The following is a 19,983-nucleotide window of genomic DNA, read 5'->3' on the forward strand; positions in this document are numbered from 1 at the left end:
AATGGCCTGCGGTCATTCTTGAGCGAGCGGCTGCAAGCGATCTTGCGCAGGATCAATCCCGGAGAGGTTGCGCGATCCCGGCACCGCGTCGACCGGACCGACCTCATAGAGCAACTGCCCATGAATGGCGGCCAGCGAGAGCGCCTGCGTCAGCACGGTGACAAGACTTGGGGCGCAGAACCGGGACAGCTGCTCGAATGCAACCCAGCGGAACCCTTCCATCTCGGGGCGCTGTCTTCCGTGGCGATCCGTGTAGAAGCTTGAACACACGCAGGATTTCGCCTCGAAATGTCTCACCAGCACCGCAAAGAGCCAAAGATCCTTTTCCTTGCGGTAACGGAAAAGTCCGATCTCCCTCAATTGCGCGGGCGACAGCCGCAACCCGCATTCCTCGAACGCTTCGCGCACGGCCGTCTGGGCGCCCTGCTCCCGCGCGTCGCGTCCGCCCTTGGGGATGTCCCAATACCGACTGTCGCTTGCATGGCATAGCAGCAACTGCCCAGTTGCATCGAGCACCAGAACGCCGCAACTGGTCGACTTTTCCATCGCGCAGGACTCAGGGCGTCAACGTGGCGGCGTCGCCTGCGTGCCGAGTCCCCGGCGCGCGCTGCGAGTTGCGAGGAAGAATCGGCACATAGTTTCGAACCGATCCGCGCATGACCAGCAGCGCCACCGTATCGGTTTCTCGAACGGACCTGATCGCCGAATCGAAATCCGCCAGCCTGGCCACTTCCACATCGTTGACCGCGATAAGTACATCTCCAAAGCGCAATCCCGCCAGTTGGGCCGATCCCGAGACCGACTCCACATAGAGCCCGGGCGCTGGCAGGCTGATGCCCAGTACGCCCTTGCGCTCCACCAGTTCGAGCCCGAACCGCGTCTCTCCCGCCACGGCACGCGCGGCCGGCCTGGGTACGGTATCCGGTGGGTTCTCGGCCACGCCCACCAACATCGTCAGCGGTGCCTTGTGACGCCAGACCTTCAGCGTGATCTGGCTGCCCTTGCGGGCTGCCGCCACGCGGTTCTGGATCTCGGCATAGCTCATCACGGCAGCTGTGCCGACGGCCAGCACCACGTCGCCGCTGCGAAGTCCCGCCTCATCGGCCGGACTGTTTGCATCGACTCTCACCACCAGGGCTCCCAGTGCGGCATCGAGGCCGAAGGCTGGCGCCAGCTCGGCGGTCAAGGGCTGAGTACGCGCGCCGATGTGGCCCCTCGTCACCCGCCCGCTGGTGCGGAGTTCGTCCGCGATGTGCATCGCCGTGTCGATGGGCAAGCTGAACGACACGCCGAAGTACCCGCCATCGGGAGAGTAGATCATCGAGTTCATGCCCACCACCTCGCCCCGTTCGTCGAACAACGGTCCACCCGAGTTGCCCGGGTTCAGCGCGACGTCGGTCTGTATCAGCGGCACCCCGCTTCCACCAGGTAAATAGCGGGGATTGGCGCTCACGATGCCGGCGGTCACGCTGCGTTCGAAGCCGAACGGAGCGCCCATTGCGGCAACCCACTCGCCCGGGCACAGCTCGCCGCTGCGGCCCAGAACGACGACCGGCAGGCCGGTCGCAGCGACTCTGAGCAGCGCGACATCGGTCGGGCGGTCGATCCCCACCACCTCGGCGTCGAAGCGGCGCTGGTCGGCCGTGGTGACGTGGATCGCCTGGGCGCCGCTCACCACGTGCGCGCTGGTAAGGACGTAGCCGTCGCTGCCGATGACGAATCCCGATGCGAAGCCGCGTCCCACACCCTGCCCCCATGGCATAGCGGGCCGCAGGTCACTCGCAGCGGCCCGGTCGTTGCCAGGGCCCGTGACCATGACGCTCACCACCGCAGGCGATTGCCGCGCTGCGGCCGCCGAGAAATCGGCGGCTTGTGACGCCGACCGCACTCGCTCCAGGCAAGAGCGCGTCTGCGACCAGGCATTCGTTCCGCCCGCCAGCGCGAATGCGCCGAAGAAGGCGGCGACGATCGCGCCCCGCGCGAAGGTGACGGCGTTCATTCAGCGCACCAGCAACACCGGCACCGTGCACGCGGCCAGCACCTTGGTGGCAACCGAGCCCAGCACCAGGTTCGCCAGAGCGCCATGGCCTCGCGAACCCATGACCACGAGATCGAACTCGCCCCTCTGCGCGAGTGCGGCAATCTCCTCGGCGGGGTGGCCGATCCGGTGTTCGAAGCGGGCCTCGATGCCGCTCCCGGCCAGCAGGGCGCGTACGGGCTCGATGACCACCCGCGCGTCGTCTTCGTAGTAGCCGTGCACGATGTCCGGTCCCGCGAAGGCCGCGGCGCGATGCGGCACGGGCAGCACGACGTGGAACACCGTGAATGCGTGGCCCGCATTCGCCCATTCCTTGTGCCTGGTCAGGTAAGACAGCATGCGAGTCGTGTAGTCGCTGCCGTCGACGGCAAGCAGGATTTTCATGATGATTTCCTTCAGGGCGGGATGTTCCCCGGTGCTTCGATGGTCGTTGCACAACTCGTGCGAGCCCTTGCGCCAAATCAAGAATCCCGACGGCTCGCAGCGTGCTGCGACAACACCCTCACCTCTTGATTTGGCGCAAGTCCGCGCCCCCCCACGCTGCCTACATTGACTGCCATGAACGCAGCAGAGGCAGCCATGAACAACATCCTTGTGATCGTCTATTCCTACACCGGCACTTCTCGCCGGGTCGCTGAACTCCTGTGCAACCAGCAGAACTGGCACATCGCGAACGTCACCGACGTGCGTCCTCGCAGCGGTGCCCTGGGCAGCTTGCGCTGCATGCTCGACTCCTTCTTCCGCCGACAGCCTGCCATCCGCTATGACGGTCCGCCGCCCGGTGACTTCGACGCCGTGGTGCTGGTGTCGCCGATCTGGATGCTGAGGCTGGCCGGTCCCATGCGCAGCTTCGTCGCCCGCCAGCGCAGCCGACTGCCTGACGTTGCCGTGCTCTCGGTCATGGGTGGCCAGGGGGCGCCGAACGCGGCTGCCGAAATCGGCGACATCCTGAAGCGTGCCCCCATCCTGAGTTCCTCGGTCACGATGCGCGAGGTGGACGACGGCAGTTGCGCGGCGCGTCTTCAGGCCTTCGGCACCGCCGTCAGGAGTGCGGAAGATTCGCAAGCCGTGGCGCGCCCCGTCATGCTGTCGCCGCAATCGATCTGAAGGCCGGGACCGGATCGACGTGACAGCCCTCTTCCTTCATGCGGGTGCGATGCAACGCACCACCCGCCTCGCCGGTTCGTTCATCGCGGGCCTCTTCCTTCTCTGCGCCTGCGCCGCGACGGGGCCGGCGTCGGTGACCCGGTCTGCACCAGTGCCCCCCGTGGCCGGCTTTTCATCCCTGGTCGCGAGCCGCAGTGCATCCGTGGTCGACATCAGCACGCTGCGCATCGGACGTGACGAGAGCCCGGAGGACATCGAACTGGAAATCGCCCCGGAACACGACTTCGCCGACCGGCTGGCCTGGCCTCTGCCGGCGAGCACGCGGATCAGCCAGATCCGCGACCTCGCCTCGGGCCTGATCATTCGCAGCGACGGCCTGATTCTCACGAGCGCCCACGTGATCGCGAACATTGACGAGGTGCAGGTGCAGTTGGACGACGGCCGCCGCTTCACGGCTCGCGTGATGGGCGTCGACAAGCGCACCGACGTCGGACTGCTGAAGATCGATGCGACGGCCCTGCCAGTGGCCGTCATCGGCGACTCGTCGGCGCTCGGCCCCGGCGACTGGGTGGCTGCGATCAGCTCGCCTTTCGGCTTCCACGGCAGCGTGACGGCGGGCGTCGTCAGCGCCGTTGGCCGTGTCATGGGCGGTACGGGCGAGATCCCCTTCATCCAGACCGACGTGGCCATCAATCCGGGCAGCTCGGGCAGCCCACTGTTCAACAGCCGCGGCGAGGTCGTGGGCATCAATTCGATGATCTACAGCGGCAGCGGCGGCTACATGGGCCTGTCCTTCGCGGTGCCGATCGACCTGTCGCTGCGCATCGCCGGCGAACTCCAGGAACACGGCTCGGTGCGCCGGTCCTACCTGGGCGCCGAGTTCCAGGAAATGACGCAGGCCTTGGCCCAGTCCTTCGGCCTGCCAGCAAAGACTGGTGGCCTGGTCGTCCGCGTCGAGGCCGGCAGTCCCGCGGAAGCTGCAGGGCTCGCGCAAGGCGACGCGGTGCTGGCCCTCGACGGCAAGCCAATCGCGCACTTCATCGACCTTCCGCAACAGATCACGCAACGCCCGCCCGGCAGCCGCATGCAGCTCGAGGTGTGGCGGCAGGGCAAGGCCCGCATCCTCCAAGTGGCGCTGGCAATGCAGGCCTCCGCAGGCACGTCCTTCACAGCCGCGACGCCCGAATGGAACGACGGCCTGGGCCTGAGCCTGGGGGAACTTTCTGCGGCGCAGCGACTGCAACTGCGCATCGACAGCGGCCTGATGGTACGGGAGGCCGGCGGCCTCGCCCGCAGCGAAGGCATCCGCGCGGGCGACGTGGTCGTGGCCGTGAACACGACGAAGCTCTATCGCATCGAAGACCTCAAGCGGGCGCTCTGGCAGGTACCGCCCGGGAACACGGTCGCGCTGCTGATGATGCGCGACCGCCGGCTCGCCTATGTGGCGGTCCGCCTTCCGGCCTCGCGCCGCGGCAGCACCTGACGCCGGCGCGAAGCCCCGCTTACAGCTCCATTCATCGCAAGGACACGCCATGAAACACCTCGACACCGCCGACCGCCGTGCACTTCATCGGCAGCTCGACATGCTGAAGCGCCAGGTCCTCGACGAACTCCGCGCCTCGGCGCCCACGGCCCAGTTCCTGGAATCGGGCGGCAATCGGGACGTGACGACCCATGCCGACGAGGCCGAGGCGGAGCGCGCCACCGACGTGAAGCTGGCTGAGATCGAGATCGATCGCACCAGGCTCGAGGAGATCGACCTTGCGCTCGCGCGCCTGGCGGACGGGCGCTACGGTGTCTGCGAAGACTGCGGCGCGGAAATTCCGCGCGCGCGGCTGTTCGCGCAGCCCACCGCCATCCGGTGCGCCGCGTGCCAGACAGCGTTGGAAGCAAGCCACCGGCACTGAAATGGGAAGGCGACGTCACTCGTCATCGTCATCCTTGGGCTGCTGGCGGTCCGCGCTGTGGAGCAGCGCGGAAAGCCGGTCTAGAGGGCCGGGCCCAGCCCGATGGGCGCGGGAACGATGTTGACGATGCGCGTGAAGAGCGCGTTGTATTCGAGGTCGGGCGCATGCCCGGTCATCGGATCGCGGTTCTGAGCAAAAGCCTCGTCCAGGTCGTGCCAGTCGTCTTCGGTCAGCACGCGCTCGGCGAGCGGCAGGATCTCGCGCTCCTCGAGCGCCATGTGGTCCAGATAGAAGTCGACGTACTCGCCGACCGTGCGCTCGAAGTCCTCGCGCCGCGACTCTCCGAGCATCTCGAACGCGAGAAGCGCGTGCTCCACGTTCCGGATCCTGCGTTCGCCCTTTGCATGGTCGCCGTCGAGCTTGTCCAGCAGATCCCGCGAGATCGGCGTCCTTGCGCGAAGCTTGGGAAACAGCAGCTCGGTCTCCTTGCGGTGGTGGCGCTTCTCGGGAAATTCGTCCACGTAGAAGAGCATGGCCCGGAGCGTCGCGAAGTCGGGCAATGTGCCTTTCTTGCGGTGCTGCTCGAGCAGCATGACGATGGAGCGAAGCATGGCGGCGAGCGCGGCGTGCTCCTGGCGAATGATGCGAACGGTGGCGTGGGGCATGAGTTTCTTCCTGTGCATGTCCCGAGGGTCGCGCTTTCATGGCGCGCGGGCTTGTTCCAGATCAAACCCCGTTCGGCCACGGACTTCGCGTTTGATCGATATCAAGCCGTGCCGCGGAGCCCGTCCGGATACTGGAGCGATCCAATCAACAAACCGGAGTCGTGCCATGTACCAGCGAATTCTTGTTCCCATCGACGGCAGTTCCACGTCCGCCCGTGGCCTGGCCGAAGCCATCCAGCTCGCAAAGCTCACGGGTGGTCGCCTGCGCGTGGCGCACGTCATCGACGAGCTGTCGTTCGCGCTGGCCATGGATGCCTACGCGGGCTATGCCGGCAATTGGCTCCAAGAGCTGCGCGGCAACGCTGCGAAGCTTCTCGATGACGCACGGGCCAAGGCGGCCGGGGAAGGCGTCGAGGCGGACGTCGCGCTGCTCGACAGCTTCAAGGGCACCGTGTACGACCAGATCATCGCCGAAGCACAGGCTTCGAAGGCCGAGCTGATCGTCATCGGCACCCATGGCCGACGGGGGGTCGGCCGCTGGGTCATGGGCAGCAGCGCCGAGCACATCCTGCGCATGTCGCCCGTACCGGTGCTGCTTGTTCGTGCACCCGAGAGCGCCAAGACTGAACACGAGCGCTTCACGCTGCCGAGCGGGGTACTCGCCAGTCAGTGAGGATTCAGCGCAACACGGTCGAGGCGCACCAGCGCGCCTCGACCAGTTCAATGTCCACACCCTCTTCCGTGGACACCTCGATCGCCGCAGCACGTTCGTCGGCTTCCAGTGGGTCGTGCCCTTCCAGTTGGCGCTCCAGCACTTCGAGCCTCGCTTCCGAGGCGTCCGCGCGAGCCGCATCGCGAGCGACCACGCGGCGGCGCAGCGTGGCCGGCGAGGCGCTGCAATCCAGGATCGCGAAAGGCACGCGCAGCTCCGTCGCCAGGGCCTCGAAGCTGCGTCGCCCGGCGACGCGCAGGAAGGCCGCATCCACGATCACCGGGTACCCCGCCAGCAGCGCGTCGCGGGCGCAGGCGCGCAGCCTGTCGAAGGTTCGGCGGGTCGCCTCCGCGCCGTAGATGTCGACGCCAAGGGCAGCCGAGCGCGCCAGCGGATCGAGCCCGTACAGGCGCTTGCGCTCCACGTCCGAACGCAGGCGAATGGCTCCCGCGGCACACAGCAGTTGCGAGGCGATGCTGGATTTCCCCGAGCCCGAGAAGCCATGCGTGATCATCAGGCGGGCTCCTCCTTCAGGCTGCGCCGCCAGCCGCATCGCGCACGCCATGTAGTCGGGCCGTGTGTCTCCGTCCGCTCGCCCTGGCCCCAGTCCCGAGGCCACGGCCCGCACCAGCGCCCGATAGACCTCGTAGAAGCGCAGTACCTGCAGTCCCGGATAGTCGCCGCTGTGCTGCAGCCAGGCATCCAGGAAGCGGAACGCGAGATCGCCGCGACCGTGGGCCTTCAGGTCCATGGAGAGGAACGCGACGTCGTTCATGATGTCGATCCAGCGCAGTGCCGGGTCGAACTCGATGCAGTCGAAAGGCGTGAGTGCGCCGTCGACCAGGGCCACGTTGGCCGCGTGTAGGTCTCCATGGCATTCGCGTACGGCCCCACTCTGCTGGCGGGCGATCCAGGCCATGCGCAGCGCCTGGTTTTGCTCTTGAACCCACGTGCCCAGCGCGGCAAGGTGAGCTTCGTCGCCCTGCCCTTGCGACTGCAAGGTGGCCAGCACGTCCGTCGCGGCGCGGGCGATCAGGTCGGGGCTGCCGAAGCCGGACGTCGGCGTCGCCCGTTCCGCGGCTCCATGCAGGGCCGCCAACCGCTGGGCGAAGCCGTCGAGCAGTCCGTACTCCAACCGCCCCGCCGGCAGCAAATCACGCAGCAGCGACGACTCCGGAAATCGCCGCATCCGGACCACGTGGTCGATCGGCACTCCGGCGCCGCCGATGCGCGGCGAATCGCTCGTGCCGCAGACCGGCGCCACGTCCAGATAGAGCGCCGGTGCAAAGCGCCGGTTCAGCCGCAGTTCTTCCTGGCAGAAATGCCTGCGGGCCTCGACGCTGCTGAAATCCACGAACGGCAGGTGCACCGGTTTCTTGAGCTTGAAGGCCATCGTCTGCGTCAGCAGCACCCAGGAAATGTGCGTCTCGACCAGCGCCACCGGCTGCCCGGTCTCCCGCTGGAGTGCTTCTCGCAGTGCGCAGACCAGCGTGGTGTCCATATGGCGTCTTTTCGATTCAATGGCCTTAAGAAATTACGAGAAGGCGCCATGACGCCCGGGTATATCAGTGCGCCATCAGGACCGGCACTGTCATCTGCGCAAGGATCTGCCGCGTCACGCCGCCCAGAATGCGCTCGCGCAGGCGCGAATGGCTGTAGCCGCCCATTACCAGCAAGTCTGCGCCCAGGTCCGAGACCCGCGACAGCAGCGCGTCCGCGATGTCGATCTCGGTCACCTCGGACTCGGCACACGCCCGCACGCCGTGACGCAGCAGGTACTGGATCATGTCCGACACCAGCAACCGCTGCGCGTTGTCCTCGTCGCGCGGATGGCGCAGCGACACCAGCGTGACGCGTCGTGCACCGCGCAACGCGGGCAATGCCGCCCGGAGGGCCATGGCGGCTTCGCGCGAACCGTCCCAGGCCGCGACGATGTTCTTCGGTACATCAGGGAAGATGCCGGCCGAAGGAACGAGCAGCACCGGCCGCCCCACTTCCATCAACACCTGCTCGGCGAGCCCCCGTCCCGTGGTGTCCTTTCCGTTCGAGTCATCGCTCTGTCCGAGCACCAACAGATCGCTCGCATGCCCGTACCGCACCACTGCATCCATCGTGACGCCATCGACCAACCGCACCTCGTACGACAAGGGACCCGCCCCGGCAATGCCTTCCCTGAACTCCCGTGCGATGGCTTCGGCCCGCCGCCGCAGATAGTCGGCCGACTCGGCGATGTAGTCGGCCATGCCGGTGGCGATGGCGTCGGCGGGAATCACGCCGTCGTACAAGCCCGTGGGCACGAGCCCGATCAAGTGGCTCTCGTGCGCCCGGGCCCACCGGGAGGCCATGGCGGCGCGCGCAGGACTTCGGTTCGAGTGGTCCAGGTGGACGAGGATGGTCTTGAAATTCATGAATGCCTCCGCAAGGCTCCTACGCTTCGATGATCACCTTGAGAGCGCGCGTCTCGGCAGCGCGTCCGAAGGTGTCGTAGGCATCGAGAACCTGGTCGAGCCGGAACCTGTGCGTGATCAGCCGGGCCGGGTCTACCTTGCGGGACTGCACCGTCTTCAGCAGCATCGGCGTCGACACGGTGTCGACCAGCCGCGTGGTGATCGCGATGTTCTGCGACCACAGCCGCTCCAAATGCAGATCGGCCGGATGCCCGTGAACGCCGATGTTCGCGATGGTGCCGCCAGGCGCCACGATGTCCTGGCACAGCACGAAGGTGGCGGGTATGCCGACTGCCTCGATCGACACGTCCACGCCGCGCCCGGCGGTCAGCGCGAGCACCGCCTCGGCTGCCTTCCCGTCGGTGCTGTTGATCGTGTGCGTCGCGCCGAAGCGGCGCGCAACCTCGAGCCGGCCGTCGTCAAGATCGATCAGGATGATCTGCGACGGCGAATAGAACTGGGCCGTCAGCAGCGTAGCCAGGCCGATCGGTCCTGCTCCCACGATGGCCACCGTGCTGCCGGGCGCGACCTTGCCGTTGAGCACGCCGCACTCGAAACCGGTCGGCAGGATGTCGCTGAGCATCACCAGCGCCTCCTCGTCCACTCCGGGCGGCACAGGGTACAGGCTGGTGTCCGCATGCGGGATGCGCACGTATTCGGCCTGCGTGCCGTCGATGGTATTGCCCAGGATCCAGCCGCCGGTGACGCAGTGCGAATACATGCCGCGGCGGCAGTTCTCGCACTTGCCGCACGAGGAGATGCACGAGATCAGCACATGGTCGCCTGGCCGAAAGGCCGTCACGCCCGCGCCGACGGCCTCGACCACGCCCACACCCTCGTGCCCGAGGATGCGGCCCGGCGTACAGGTCGGCACATCGCCCTTGAGGATGTGCAGGTCGGTGCCGCAAATGGTCGTCTTGAGAATCCGCACGATCGCATCGCCCGGGGCCTGGATTTCCGGTTTGGGACGGTCTTCGAGCGACTTGAGGCCGGGGCCTTGGTAGACGAGTGCTTTCATGCCGCCACGTTATGCGCGTGCGCCCGTTCGCCATTTGAGATAGCGCAAGGAATCCCCGCATCGCTGTGCAGGACGGCCTCTACCTGCCCTCGCGCCCCAGGACCGCGAAGTGGCGCAGCCAATGCCCGCGCTGGGCGTCGTCCATGCCCTCGACCAGGCCGACCAGTGTTTCGTTGACTGGCGAAATGCCCACGAAACCGAGGATGTTCCGCTCCAGCGCCTTGAGACTGTGGGCGCGGAAATACCAGCGATAGACCAGCGCCGGCATTCCCATCGTCACGACGATGCGCGCCGAACGCCCCTTGAGCAGCTTCGCACTCATGCTGCCTTCCGATGAACGTGCGAGCGCAAACCCCGGGCGAAGCACCTGCTCGAGAAAACCCCTGGTGATGGCCGGCATCCCGCCGAGCCACAAGGGAAAGAACAGCACGATGTGCTCGGCCCGCAGAATCGCATCCTGCGCTGGCTGCAACATCGGTGGCATGGCCTCGGTGTCCCACGCCGCCTTGCTGCGCAGCAGTGGAAATTCCAGGTCCGCGACCCGGATGATCCGGACTTCATGGCCGGCGGCCCGCGCGGCTCGCGCGTAGGCCTCGGCGAGCGAGTGGCCGAAATGCACGGCTGACGCATCGGGGTGGCCTTGCAGCAAGAGGATTTTTCTGGACATGGTGTTCGGCGGAACGGAGACGGAACCATCCTCGGCACCACCCGGTGTTCCCGGCTTGCGGAAGATCAAGCCCGCGTGATCTCGTGCAGGGCCCGGCGGCTGCGGAGTCTTGACGCGACGCCGCCCGGGGCGACACTGAAGGCATGAACACCACCAGCCCATCGACTGCGATCGTCGGGCTCGCCGTGGCGTTGGGCATCGGCCTCATCGTCGGCGTCGAGCGCGAGCGCCGCAAGGGTGACGGCGACCGGCGCGCGGCCGCGGGATTGCGCACCTTCGCCATCGTGGCGCTGGCTGGGGCCATCGCGCAGATCCTGCCCGTCCTGACGCTCGTTCCGATCGGGGGAGCGCTCGTCGCCATCCTGGCAGCCGTGTCGCACTGGAAGAGCCGCTCGCAAGACCCGGGCATGACCACCGAGATCGCCCTGTTCGCCACGTACCTGATCGGCGTGCTGTGCGTCATCGAGCCCTCGCTGGGTGCGGCCTGTGGAACCGGCTTGGCGCTGTTGCTGGCGGCGCGCCGCAGGCTTCACCGGTTTGCGACGGAACTGCTCGGCGAGCAGGAGCTCCACGACGGCGTTCTGCTGGCAGCGCTCGCCCTCATCGCGCTACCGCTCATCCCCTCCCGGCCCATCGAGATGCTCGGCGGCATCAATCCGCGGCCGCTGGCTTCCATGGTGCTGCTGATCATGGCGATACAGGCCGCGGGACAGGCCGCGGTGCGATGGCTTGGCGTGCGCGGCGGCCTGCTGGGCGCGGGCTTTGCGTCAGGGTTCGTGTCGAGCACGGCCACCGTGGCCTCGTTCGGCAACCGTGCGCGCGATCAGCCGCTGCACACCGGCCTGCTGGCCGGCGCCGCGGCCTTGTCGGCGGTGGCCACGTGGGTGCTGGCCCTGGCGATGACCGCCGCGTTGTCGCCGCAGGCCGGGCTCGCGCTGTTGCCGATGGCACTTGCCGGCGCGGCAGGCGCTGCGGCCGCGGGCCTGTTGCCGCTTCTGTTTTCCCGACCATCCGCGGCGATCGAGCCGCCCGCCAGCACGCGCAGCGCGCTGCGCCCTCGCGAAGCACTGGCCGTCGCTCTGGCGCTGGCGCTCGTTGCGCTCCTGGTCGGCACGGCGCAGCGACACTTCGGCGACACCGGTCTGCAGGTCGGCATCGCACTCGCGGCGCTGGTCGACGCGCACGCGCCCGTGGCCTCGCTCGCCTCGTTGCATGCGGCCGGCGCCTTGTCCGCGGATCAGTTCGTCCGCGGCGTGCTCGTGGCGGTCGGAGCCAACACGCTCACACGCTGCGCAGTGGCGCTGGCTGCCGGCGGCAGGGCTTATGCGCTGCGCGTGGCGGCCGCGCTGGCGGCGAGCCTGGCCTGCGCTTGCGTAGCGGCCTGGCTCGGGGGGTGAGAAGCTTCATGCCCTTCCGGCACCTTGATCCAACGCAAGACGCCGGGCTCGGCAGACATCTAGAGTTCCCCTGATTCACCAAATACATCCGCATCGCGCGACGCGGTACCGACACGGGCCGCAGATTCAGGAGAAGAATCCATGGCACGTCGTTACCCGATTACCGACATCACCATCCGGATCCCGTTCGGGACCACGGAACCGGGGCGCACCGCCCTGCTCCAGGCCACTGGCATTCCGCTGGAAGCGGGCTTGGCGGACACCGAACGCATGTCCGCTGCGCATGGTTCCTGAAATGAACACACTGCGCTCAATCCTCGTTCACCTGGACGGCACGGACCGCGCCGAAGTACGGCTGCGGCTTGCGCACCGGCTCGCTGCCATGCACGAGTCGGCATTGACCGCGCTATTCGCCGTATCCCCGTCCGTGCTGGCGGTGCTGCCGTTGATGGGCGGGATTCCGTCGATGCCGATGGCCGGAGAGATCGATCCCGACCACCGCGCCCATGCCGCAGCGGTGTTCGAGCGCCTTCTGCAAGACCACGCCAACCGCAGCGACTGGCGCGAACTGCGCGGCGAACCCGTCATCGAGAGCTTCGTCCGCCGCGCGCTCACCTGCGACCTCATGGTTCTGGGGCAACGCAATCCGCGGGACGCGGCCGGCTTCGATGTGCCCGGCGACTTCGTCGAGGCAGTCATGCTCGGCAGCGGCAAGCCTGCGCTGATCGTTCCCTTTGCCGGCAGGGTGTCCCCGAAGCCGGAGAAGGTGCTGGTCGCCTGGCGCCCGACACGCGAGTCCGCCCACGCACTCACCACGGCCCTGCCCGTGCTGCAGGCGGCGAAGGAGGTCCACCTGGTGGCTTCTGCAGACAGCGAAGACCCCGTGCCGCCGATGTCCCGGCTGCGGGATTACCTGCGCCTGCACGGCATTGGGCAGGTGCAGGAGCACCGGGCCCTGGAAGACAGCAGGCACTCTGGCGAAGCGCTGCTGTCGCTGGCGGGGAAGATCGGCGCCGGATTGATCGTCATGGGCGGCTATGGCCATAGCCGTGCGCGCGAACTCGTGCTCGGAGGCGCCACCCGCGCGATGCTGGAATCGGCCACGGTCCCGGTCTGGATGGCGCACTGAGCGGCTGCGCCCGCCAAAACTTCGTCCAGCGCCTTTCCAGCAGACTGGTGCAGGCCGCACTCTTCTCGTCGAACTGCACCTCGAAGTTAGGGTGCACCAGCACATCGCCGGCGGCTTGATGGTCGAAGTAGCGCGCGCGTGCGCCGTCATCGAGCAGGCGCAGCAGGTCACCGCGATTGCGCTGCATCGAGATGTCGAACACGTTGACTTCGTCGCCGGCTTGTCCCTGAACACGGCCGAGCAGCGCGATATCGCGCTTGAGCCCCGTTACGAGTTCAGCCGGCCCGGGCTCGTGCAACCGCCACTGCACGACGGCGCAGAGGCCGTCGGCGTCGCCATTGCAGACATCGAATCGCCGGACCACGGCTCGGTCCCCTGTCCTCGTGCCTCAGCCCGGGATGCGCCAGGCCCCATCGGCCTGCCGGCACGCGCTGCCGCCGATGCTGTCGGACCGCCCGCCGACCGACACTTCCAGCTTGAAGTTGCGGCACCGGGCGCCGCGCTGGTCGAAGCTGCGCGTGGGCGTGAACACGAAGCTGTCGCCCGTCTCGCGATTGCGCCAGACAGAGGACTCGCCGTTCGCCAGCGTTTCAAGTGCGCTCGCCGCGCGGCGGCGGTCGTTGTCGTCCATCGCCCTGGCCGCCACGCTGCCGGGCGCCGTACCCGCGAGAGTTCCGGTGAGCATGCTGCCGGCTGGTGTGCGCCCGGGAAAGCTGCCGCAGGCGGCCAGCGCCAGTGCAACGCACGAAGCGGAAAGCACCGGCGCAAGTTTCATTTGCATCTCCTGGGCGCAGGGCCGTTCAGGCGTAGGAACGCAGGCGCCGCGAAAAATCCGCCAGCGGCGCGATGCCGCTCACCTCGGCGCGCTGGCACCAGTCCTGCAATTGCCGGGCGAGCTGCTCGCCGGTGGTCGTGGAACGGCTCCACAAGGCGGTCAGTTCCCCACGCATCGAGTACATCGTAGCCAGCGCTTGCGATGTGTTCAATGCCTGCATCACCTGCTGGTAACGCGACGGGCCGAGCAGGCCCTGGTCCTTGCCCAGCAATGGCTTCACCGCCTTGAGGGCACGCGCGGCTTCAGGCGACATGCGGCGCAGTCGATCGAGCTCCACTGCGCAGGCCTTCTTCAGCGAGCGCGTGTAGTTCGACAGCACGTCGTAGTGGCAGCGGATGACTGCCTGCACCGTGGCGAGATCGACATTTGCCTTGGGCGCAACAAGGCGCGGCGTGGGTGCCACGTGCTTCACCGTCGCCAGCCCCAGGGCCTGCAACGTGCGGATGTAGAGCCAGCCAATGTCAAACTCGAACCACTTGCTCGAGAGCTTGGCCGAGCTGGGAAAGGCGTGGTGGTTGTTGTGCAGCTCCTCCCCGCCGATCAGGATGCCGATCGGCGAAATGTTCGTGCTGGCGTCACGGGCGGGCCAGTTGCGGTAGCCCCAGTAGTGGCCGATGCCGTTGACCACGCCGGCCGCCCAGAACGGGATCCACGCAATCTGCGTGAGCAAGACCAGGCCGCCCGGCACCACGCCGAAGAGTGCCATGTCCACGATGCCCATCAGCACGATGCCGAGGATCTTGTGCTTCGAATAGAGATTGCGCTCCAGCCAGTCGTCGGGCGTGCCGTGGCCGTAGCGCTCGAGCGTTTCCGCATGCCCCGCTTCGCGCACGTAGAGGAACACACCGCCCCACAGCACCCTGTTGAGCCCGTACACCTGCGGACTGTGCGGGTCTTCAGGTGTTTCACACTTGGCGTGGTGCTTGCGGTGCACCGCGGCCCACTCTTTCGTCACCATGCCGGTGGTCAGCCACAACCAGAAGCGGAAGAAATGGCTCGCCGCCGGATGCAGGTCGAGAGCGCGATGCGCCTGGTGGCGGTGCAGGAAGATGGTGACCGAAGCGATGGTGACGTGCGTGAGCGCCAGCGCGGCCAGCACCACGCCCCACCAGGAAAGATCGAGAGCGCCGGAATAAAGCAGGGATTGCATTCGTACCTCGTGAATAGTGCGGACGATTTTGCGGACTGCACTGGCTCCGGGCTTTGATGCAGGTCAACACGCCTGACTCCCATCGCCCACCTGCGAGATCACCCGTCGGGTCTTGCCGCTGCGCCCACAATCCGCGCCTTGTGCAGGGTCCGTCCGGTCTGCGCGCCCTCGGGTTGACGTGCATCAAGCCCAAGGCCGGCGCTGCGTCGCACCATGGACGATCACTTCGGAGCCTCCCTTGAGCATTCGCCACCTCGACCGCCTGCTGTCGCCGGCCTCCGTAGCCGTGTTCGGCGCTTCCAATCGACCAGGCAGCGTCGGCGCCACGGTCTGGCGCAACCTGCGCGCCGGCAGCTTCGCGGGGCCGGTGTACGGCGTGAACCCGAAGCACGGCTCGCTCGATGGCGTGCCCATCTTCTCCAGCGCGGTGCATCTTCCCGCCGCGCCCGACCTGGCGTTGATCTGCACGCCGCCGGCCACTGTGGTGCCATTGATCGCGGAACTCGGCGCGCTCGGCACCCGCGCGGTGGTGATCGTCACGGCAGGGTTGAGCGCGCAGCAGAAACAGGCCGCGCTGGAGGCGGCGCGCCCCTTCACGCTGCGGCTGCTCGGCCCCAACTGCCTTGGGCTGCTCAGTCCCCACATTGGCCTGAACGCGAGCTTCGCGCACACCGATGCGCTGGCGGGCGACGTGGCCTTTGTCTCGCAGTCGGGTGCACTGGTCACGGCCGTGCTCGACTGGACGCGTAGCCGCGGCGTCGGCCTGTCTCACCTGATCTCGCTGGGCGACCATTGCGACGTCGACTTCGGCGACCTGCTCGACCACCTGGCCAGCGATGCGCGCACGCGGTCGATCCTGCTGTACGTGGAGGCGATCGAATCGCCGCGCAAGTTCATGTCGGCCGCACGGGCGGCCGCGCGCAACAAGCCGGTGATCGTGGTGAAGGCCGGACGCGCGGGCAACGGCATGAAGGCCGCGGCCTCGCACACGGGCGCGCTGGCGGGTTCCGACACCGTCTACGACGCCGCCATCCGGCGAGCCGGCATGCTGCGCGTCGATACCTTGCAGGAGCTTTTCATCGCCGCGGAAACGTTGTCGCGCTTTCGCGGCAACCGGCACAGCACGCTCACGGTCATGACCAACGGCGGCGGCGCCGGCGTGATGGCCGCCGATGCCGCCGCGCGTGAAGGAGTCACGCTCGCCGACCCGAGTACGAACTTGCTGGCCCGTCTCGACGCGGTGCTGCCCGCGAACTGGTCACATGTCAACCCGATCGACATCATCGGAGACGCACCGGTCGAGCGTTATGCCCAAACACTCTCAGCCCTGCTGGCTGATGAATCGGCCGGCGCGGTGCTCTTCATGCATGCGCCGACGGCCATTGTGCGCAGCGAGGACATTGCGCGCGCCTGCCTGCCGCTGGTGCGCAGCCACGCTTCGCGCGTGATGAGCACCTGGCTCGGCGACAACGCGGTGGCGCAGGCGCGCAAGCTCTTCGAGGACGCGGGCGTGGCCGACTACGCCACACCGGAAGAGGCGGTGCACGCCTTCGCGATGCTGCAGACCTACCGGCGCAACCAGCAGACCCTGATGGAAACGCCGAGCGCCAGCCGCAACGCCGCGCCGGACGGCGCATCGGTGCGGGCAACGCTCGCCGCCGCCATGGCCGAGGGGCGCGAGTGGCTGGGCGAGCAGGAGGCAAAGGCGCTGCTGCAAGCCTACGGAATCGAAACGGTGCCCACGTTGGCAGTGGCAGCGACCGCCGAGGCGGCCGTCGAGGCGGCTCGCGGGCTGGGCTACCCGGTGGCGCTCAAGATCCTCTCGCGCGACATCACCCACAAGTCGGACGTGGGCGGCGTGCGGCTCGGGTTGTGCGATGAAGCTGCCCTGGGCAAAGCCGCCTGCGAGATGCTCGACACGGTGCGAACCGCCAGGCCGCTGGCGCGGATCGATGGCTTCACCGTGCAACGGACAGTGCACCGACCACATGCGCAGGAAGTCATCGTCGGCGCGAGCATAGACAGAGTTTTCGGCCCCGTGATCCTCTGCGGCCAAGGGGGCACGGCGGTCGAGGTGGTCGACGACACGGCCATCGCGCTGCCGCCCCTGAACCGCGCGCTCGCGCACGAACTGGTGTCGCGCACGCGCGTGGCACGTCTTCTTGCGGGCTTTCGCGACCATCCGCCGGCCCGGCTCGATGCGCTGTACGACGTGCTCATCGCGGTGTCGCAGATGCTGGCCGATCTGCCGCAGCTGGCCGAGCTGGACATCAACCCGCTCTGGGTCGACGAGGACGGCGCGCTGGCGCTCGACGCGCGCGTGCGGCTTTCGCCCACGCCGGTGAGCGGCGCGGAGCGCTTCGCCATCCTGCCTTACCCCGCGCAGTGGGTGCGCGCGCAGACCTGGAATGGTCGTGCGATCGTGGTCAGGCCGATCCGGCCCGAGGACGAGGCGCAGCACCGGCGCTTTCTCGAGTCGCTGGATGCGGAAGACATCCGCATGCGTTTCTTCACCACCCGCAAGGGACTGCCGCGCAGCGAGCTCGCGCGCCTGACTCAGATCGACTACGACCGCGAAATGGCCTTTATTGCCGAGGCCACCGACGCACAGGGCGGCGCTGAGACACTGGGCGTGGCCCGCACGGTGAGCGACCCCGACAATGTGGAGGCCGAGTTCGCGATCATCGTGCGCTCCGACCTCAAAGGCCGAGGGCTGGGCGCCATGCTGTTCGAATGCTTGATCGAGCATGCGCGCCGCCGAGGCATCGAGCGGCTGGTCGGCCTCGTGCTGCGCGAGAACATCCGCATGCTGAAGCTTTCGGCTGCGATGGGCTTCAAGGCCGATCCGGCTGAGCCGCCCGCATCGGGCCTGCGGCGGATGGTGTTGGAGCTGAAGACTTCAGCAAGCCCACCGCCTTTGTCGGCGTGAACCCGTAGAAGCGCCCGTTGAGGTTGCGCGCAACCTCAACGATGTCTTCGTCGCGCCAGCCGAACGAAGAGGCCAGCAGCCAGCGCCGCCGCCAGCATGAGCCCGACGGTCAGGCGAGGTTTGACGGTCTTCCACAGGCGTGCGGGCCATGCGGCCCGCCGTGATTCAGGCGGCGGTTGCGACAGAGGCTTCTGCCGGCGCGAGGTCGGCTTCCTCTGCATGCGAGGCATGCACCAGCAGCACGGGAATCGGGGAACCGTCGCGCAATACATGCAGATGACCGGAAGTCTCCACGCGCCATGGCGCACCGGTTCGGCACGCATCAAGCCGCCAGCGAGTTGGAACGATGTTGATGTGGCGCAAGACCGGCATCACCGCGCGGCGGGAGAATTCGCCTGCCCGGCCGGCTCCGAGAAAAAAGGACACCCGCCCTGCCCTGATCTTCAAGAAAGGATTGCCATGAACCCGGACATTCAACTCAGACACGATGTCTTCGCCCAGCTCAACTGGGATCCGGCCGTCAACGCCTGCGATGTCGACGTGCGCGTGACCAATGGCGTGGTGACCCTGGTTGGCAGGGTGGCCGACGAGGCCCAGCGGGCAGCCGCGGAACGCGCCGCACGCCGCACCGTGGGCATGACGACGCTGCTGAACGGGCTTACCGTCCGGCCTGCAGCGGAGATCGCGCGGTGATCGCGGCCATCGACCGGGGGCTGCTGTAGCCGCGCGCGTCAGTGCGCCATCAACAGGGGAATTCCGGCCTGCATCAGCATGTCGCGCGTCACGCCGCCCAGCAACTGCTCCCGCACGCGGGCATGGCCATACCCCCCCATCACGAGCAATTCGCAGCCCAACGCCTCGGCGCGATCCAGCAGGACGTCGGCAAAGCGCAGCGATGTGGTCAGGCGCTCGACGTTGGCCTGGACGCCGTGCCGCAGCAGCCAGCCGCTCATCTCCACCGGGTTCAGCGCATCCGCCGGATTCGCGTCACCGTCCCGAAGGAGAGATACCAGCGTGACGTGAGCTGCCTTGCGCAGCAGTGGCATCGCACCGCGCAGCGATATCGACGCCTCCCTGCTCCCGTCCCAGGCCACCAGGATCCTGTCCAGGCCTTCCTTGACGCAGCCCGTGCTCGGAACGATGAGAACGGGCCGGCCCGCGTTCAGCATGACTTCCTCGGGCAGCCGACGCTCCGCGCTGCCCACGGCCGCGGCCTCGTCCGCCTGCCCCACCACGACCAGGTCGCTGGCCCTGGCGAGATGGACGACAGCCTGTACAGGCTCGCCGTCCACCAGCCGCGCATCGCAGGACAACGGGGTGGGCCTCAGCCGACTACGAAACACGTGCGCAACGGTTTCGGCCCGCCTACGCAGGTACAGGGAGGCCTCGACGAGGGCACTGCCGGCCGGCTCTTCCGAGCAAGGACGTGAAGGCGCCGGGGTGCACCCGGTCGGCACGATGCCCATGAGGTGGCTGCGATGCAGTCTTGCGATCCTCGCCGCAAGCAGGGTACGAGCCTCGCACCGCTCGGTGTGGTCGAGGTGCACGGAGATGGTCGAGAGCGTCACGCTCGGCCTCGCGTCGCGGTGGCCTTGCGACCGGCATGCCGCTGGCGTACGGAGGGTGTCCTGGCCAGCGCGACGTGGAGGGTGCGCAACGCATCGCTCACCGCGGTTCGCCGGGATGGTGGCGTTTCGACCACCGGCGAAGCGCAGGCAACCCCGTCCGTATCCGGGCACTGCAACGCGCGCATCGGCGCCATGGCCAGCGCGTGCCAGTCCTCGGCGCGCGTGACGGCATCAGCCTCCGCGCGGGTCAGCGCAATGCCGTCCTGCAGCAGGCGCGATCCGATCGTCTCGAACATCTCGAGCGAGTGCAGCCAGATGCTGCATTGCGCCTTGCACAGCGCCAGCGGAAAAGTGAAGTCGGTGCTCATGGTGTGTCCTCTCGCCCGAAGGGCGCTCACACGAATGCTGACGCGG

Annotated in this window: 23 protein-coding genes; 9 read left to right on the forward strand and 14 right to left on the reverse strand. The window is 67.5% G+C overall.

Annotation, left to right across the window (positions count from 1 at the left end):
• Positions 1 to 12: 12 nt before the first annotated feature.
• The 3 genes from ACEOAB_RS23040 to ACEOAB_RS23050 are packed head-to-tail and all read right to left on the reverse strand — an operon-like array spanning position 13 to position 2,422.
• The gene (locus tag ACEOAB_RS23040; protein ID WP_413748063.1) at positions 13 to 546 is read right to left on the reverse strand and encodes an NUDIX hydrolase; all 534 of its coding nucleotides are present in this window, start codon (positions 544 to 546) and stop codon (positions 13 to 15) included.
• A gap of 10 nt (positions 547 to 556) precedes the next feature.
• Entirely contained in the window at positions 557 to 1,999 is a 1,443-nt protein-coding gene (locus tag ACEOAB_RS23045; RefSeq protein WP_056589126.1) for a trypsin-like peptidase domain-containing protein, read from the reverse strand.
• Positions 2,000 to 2,422, reverse strand: a complete 423-nt coding sequence (locus tag ACEOAB_RS23050; protein ID WP_056589202.1) for a universal stress protein — start codon at positions 2,420 to 2,422, stop codon at positions 2,000 to 2,002.
• Positions 2,423 to 2,617: 195 nt separating this feature from the next.
• Between ACEOAB_RS23050 and ACEOAB_RS23055 the strand changes: the two genes are divergently transcribed.
• The 3 genes from ACEOAB_RS23055 to ACEOAB_RS23065 are packed head-to-tail and all read left to right on the forward strand — an operon-like array spanning position 2,618 to position 5,052.
• A complete protein-coding gene (locus ACEOAB_RS23055) occupies positions 2,618 to 3,145 on the forward strand; it encodes a flavodoxin family protein (RefSeq protein ID WP_056589130.1) in 528 nt (175 codons plus the stop codon).
• A 49-nt stretch (positions 3,146 to 3,194) separates the two neighbouring features.
• Positions 3,195 to 4,628, forward strand: coding sequence for a trypsin-like peptidase domain-containing protein (locus ACEOAB_RS23060; RefSeq protein ID WP_413748062.1), 1,434 nt, complete (start codon positions 3,195 to 3,197; stop codon positions 4,626 to 4,628).
• Between the two features lie 49 nt (positions 4,629 to 4,677).
• Positions 4,678 to 5,052: a TraR/DksA family transcriptional regulator gene (locus tag ACEOAB_RS23065; protein WP_056589133.1), complete on the forward strand. Its 375-nt coding sequence runs from the start codon at positions 4,678 to 4,680 to the stop codon at positions 5,050 to 5,052.
• A gap of 80 nt (positions 5,053 to 5,132) precedes the next feature.
• Here the strand turns inward: ACEOAB_RS23065 and ACEOAB_RS23070 are convergent, their stop codons facing one another.
• On the reverse strand, positions 5,133 to 5,717 hold the full coding sequence (locus ACEOAB_RS23070) for a hemerythrin domain-containing protein (protein WP_413750727.1): 585 nt from the start codon (positions 5,715 to 5,717) through the stop codon (positions 5,133 to 5,135).
• 166 nt (positions 5,718 to 5,883) lie between these two features.
• Between ACEOAB_RS23070 and ACEOAB_RS23075 the strand changes: the two genes are divergently transcribed.
• A complete protein-coding gene (locus tag ACEOAB_RS23075; RefSeq protein WP_056589137.1) occupies positions 5,884 to 6,390 on the forward strand; it encodes a universal stress protein in 507 nt (168 codons plus the stop codon).
• 4 nt (positions 6,391 to 6,394) lie between these two features.
• Here ACEOAB_RS23075 and ACEOAB_RS23080 read toward each other — a convergent pair whose 3' ends face one another.
• From ACEOAB_RS23080 to ACEOAB_RS23095, 4 genes are all read right to left on the reverse strand, one after another.
• Positions 6,395 to 7,930, reverse strand: a complete 1,536-nt coding sequence (locus ACEOAB_RS23080) for a bifunctional aminoglycoside phosphotransferase/ATP-binding protein (protein WP_413750726.1) — start codon at positions 7,928 to 7,930, stop codon at positions 6,395 to 6,397.
• A gap of 64 nt (positions 7,931 to 7,994) precedes the next feature.
• The gene (locus tag ACEOAB_RS23085; RefSeq protein WP_413750725.1) at positions 7,995 to 8,837 is read right to left on the reverse strand and encodes a universal stress protein; all 843 of its coding nucleotides are present in this window, start codon (positions 8,835 to 8,837) and stop codon (positions 7,995 to 7,997) included.
• 19 nt (positions 8,838 to 8,856) lie between these two features.
• Positions 8,857 to 9,894, reverse strand: coding sequence for a zinc-dependent alcohol dehydrogenase family protein (locus tag ACEOAB_RS23090; protein WP_413750724.1), 1,038 nt, complete (start codon positions 9,892 to 9,894; stop codon positions 8,857 to 8,859).
• A gap of 79 nt (positions 9,895 to 9,973) precedes the next feature.
• A complete protein-coding gene (locus ACEOAB_RS23095) occupies positions 9,974 to 10,630 on the reverse strand; it encodes an NAD(P)H-dependent oxidoreductase (protein WP_321165000.1) in 657 nt (218 codons plus the stop codon).
• A gap of 74 nt (positions 10,631 to 10,704) precedes the next feature.
• Here ACEOAB_RS23095 and ACEOAB_RS23100 point away from each other — a divergent pair, with 74 nt between their 5' ends.
• The 3 genes from ACEOAB_RS23100 to ACEOAB_RS23110 all read left to right on the forward strand — a co-directional run bounded on the left by ACEOAB_RS23100 (position 10,705) and on the right by ACEOAB_RS23110 (position 13,087).
• Complete coding sequence (locus ACEOAB_RS23100; protein ID WP_495653140.1) at positions 10,705 to 11,958, forward strand: MgtC/SapB family protein; 1,254 nt, start codon at positions 10,705 to 10,707, stop codon at positions 11,956 to 11,958.
• A gap of 141 nt (positions 11,959 to 12,099) precedes the next feature.
• On the forward strand, positions 12,100 to 12,252 hold the full coding sequence (locus ACEOAB_RS23105) for a hypothetical protein (RefSeq protein ID WP_157609977.1): 153 nt from the start codon (positions 12,100 to 12,102) through the stop codon (positions 12,250 to 12,252).
• Position 12,253: 1 nt separating this feature from the next.
• Positions 12,254 to 13,087, forward strand: coding sequence for a universal stress protein (locus tag ACEOAB_RS23110; RefSeq protein ID WP_056589153.1), 834 nt, complete (start codon positions 12,254 to 12,256; stop codon positions 13,085 to 13,087).
• Here the strand turns inward: ACEOAB_RS23110 and ACEOAB_RS23115 are convergent.
• From ACEOAB_RS23115 to ACEOAB_RS23125, 3 genes are read right to left on the reverse strand one after another with little or no spacing between them, the layout of a single operon-like run.
• A complete protein-coding gene (locus ACEOAB_RS23115) occupies positions 12,984 to 13,451 on the reverse strand; it encodes a hypothetical protein (RefSeq protein ID WP_321165002.1) in 468 nt (155 codons plus the stop codon). The genes ACEOAB_RS23110 and ACEOAB_RS23115 overlap by 104 nt on opposite strands.
• Positions 13,452 to 13,475: 24 nt before the next feature.
• A complete protein-coding gene (locus ACEOAB_RS23120) occupies positions 13,476 to 13,862 on the reverse strand; it encodes an RT0821/Lpp0805 family surface protein (protein ID WP_056589207.1) in 387 nt (128 codons plus the stop codon).
• Positions 13,863 to 13,887: 25 nt separating this feature from the next.
• The gene (locus tag ACEOAB_RS23125; RefSeq protein ID WP_413748671.1) at positions 13,888 to 15,072 is read right to left on the reverse strand and encodes a DesA family fatty acid desaturase; all 1,185 of its coding nucleotides are present in this window, start codon (positions 15,070 to 15,072) and stop codon (positions 13,888 to 13,890) included.
• Between the two features lie 238 nt (positions 15,073 to 15,310).
• Here ACEOAB_RS23125 and ACEOAB_RS23130 point away from each other — a divergent pair, with 238 nt between their 5' ends.
• Entirely contained in the window at positions 15,311 to 18,001 is a 2,691-nt protein-coding gene (locus ACEOAB_RS23130) for a bifunctional acetate--CoA ligase family protein/GNAT family N-acetyltransferase (RefSeq protein WP_413748670.1), read from the forward strand.
• Between the two features lie 165 nt (positions 18,002 to 18,166).
• Here the strand turns inward: ACEOAB_RS23130 and ACEOAB_RS23135 are convergent, their stop codons facing one another.
• Positions 18,167 to 18,448 carry a hypothetical protein gene (locus ACEOAB_RS23135; RefSeq protein ID WP_157609979.1) on the reverse strand — a complete coding sequence of 94 codons (282 nt, stop codon included), beginning with the start codon at positions 18,446 to 18,448 and terminating at the stop codon, positions 18,167 to 18,169.
• A 12-nt stretch (positions 18,449 to 18,460) separates the two neighbouring features.
• On the opposite strand from ACEOAB_RS23135, the gene ACEOAB_RS23140 reads away from it, so the two are divergent.
• Entirely contained in the window at positions 18,461 to 18,694 is a 234-nt protein-coding gene (locus tag ACEOAB_RS23140; protein WP_056589164.1) for a BON domain-containing protein, read from the forward strand.
• A 38-nt stretch (positions 18,695 to 18,732) separates the two neighbouring features.
• Here the strand turns inward: ACEOAB_RS23140 and ACEOAB_RS23145 are convergent, their stop codons facing one another.
• Complete coding sequence (locus ACEOAB_RS23145; protein ID WP_056589167.1) at positions 18,733 to 19,569, reverse strand: universal stress protein; 837 nt, start codon at positions 19,567 to 19,569, stop codon at positions 18,733 to 18,735.
• Entirely contained in the window at positions 19,566 to 19,937 is a 372-nt protein-coding gene (locus tag ACEOAB_RS23150; protein WP_056589169.1) for a hypothetical protein, read from the reverse strand. The genes ACEOAB_RS23145 and ACEOAB_RS23150 overlap by 4 nt, the downstream gene beginning before the upstream one ends.
• Positions 19,938 to 19,983: the final 46 nt, after the last annotated feature.

The organism is Variovorax sp. Varisp53 (genome assembly GCF_059491555.1).

Coding starts and splice junctions, on each gene's coding strand:
- ACEOAB_RS23070 (WP_413750727.1), bottom strand. CDS start 5,717: ATGCCCCACGCCACCGTTCGCATCATTCGCCAGGAGCACGCCGCGCTC.
- ACEOAB_RS23065 (WP_056589133.1), top strand. CDS start 4,678: ATGAAACACCTCGACACCGCCGACCGCCGTGCACTTCATCGGCAGCTC.
- ACEOAB_RS23075 (WP_056589137.1), top strand. CDS start 5,884: ATGTACCAGCGAATTCTTGTTCCCATCGACGGCAGTTCCACGTCCGCC.
- ACEOAB_RS23105 (WP_157609977.1), top strand. CDS start 12,100: ATGGCACGTCGTTACCCGATTACCGACATCACCATCCGGATCCCGTTC.
- ACEOAB_RS23060 (WP_413748062.1), top strand. CDS start 3,195: ATGCAACGCACCACCCGCCTCGCCGGTTCGTTCATCGCGGGCCTCTTC.
- ACEOAB_RS23080 (WP_413750726.1), bottom strand. CDS start 7,930: ATGGACACCACGCTGGTCTGCGCACTGCGAGAAGCACTCCAGCGGGAG.
- ACEOAB_RS23110 (WP_056589153.1), top strand. CDS start 12,254: ATGAACACACTGCGCTCAATCCTCGTTCACCTGGACGGCACGGACCGC.
- ACEOAB_RS23125 (WP_413748671.1), bottom strand. CDS start 15,072: ATGCAATCCCTGCTTTATTCCGGCGCTCTCGATCTTTCCTGGTGGGGC.
- ACEOAB_RS23150 (WP_056589169.1), bottom strand. CDS start 19,937: ATGAGCACCGACTTCACTTTTCCGCTGGCGCTGTGCAAGGCGCAATGC.
- ACEOAB_RS23050 (WP_056589202.1), bottom strand. CDS start 2,422: ATGAAAATCCTGCTTGCCGTCGACGGCAGCGACTACACGACTCGCATG.
- ACEOAB_RS23120 (WP_056589207.1), bottom strand. CDS start 13,862: ATGAAACTTGCGCCGGTGCTTTCCGCTTCGTGCGTTGCACTGGCGCTG.
- ACEOAB_RS23140 (WP_056589164.1), top strand. CDS start 18,461: ATGAACCCGGACATTCAACTCAGACACGATGTCTTCGCCCAGCTCAAC.
- ACEOAB_RS23040 (WP_413748063.1), bottom strand. CDS start 546: ATGGAAAAGTCGACCAGTTGCGGCGTTCTGGTGCTCGATGCAACTGGG.
- ACEOAB_RS23055 (WP_056589130.1), top strand. CDS start 2,618: ATGAACAACATCCTTGTGATCGTCTATTCCTACACCGGCACTTCTCGC.
- ACEOAB_RS23090 (WP_413750724.1), bottom strand. CDS start 9,894: ATGAAAGCACTCGTCTACCAAGGCCCCGGCCTCAAGTCGCTCGAAGAC.
- ACEOAB_RS23045 (WP_056589126.1), bottom strand. CDS start 1,999: ATGAACGCCGTCACCTTCGCGCGGGGCGCGATCGTCGCCGCCTTCTTC.
- ACEOAB_RS23085 (WP_413750725.1), bottom strand. CDS start 8,837: ATGAATTTCAAGACCATCCTCGTCCACCTGGACCACTCGAACCGAAGT.
- ACEOAB_RS23100 (WP_495653140.1), top strand. CDS start 10,705: ATGAACACCACCAGCCCATCGACTGCGATCGTCGGGCTCGCCGTGGCG.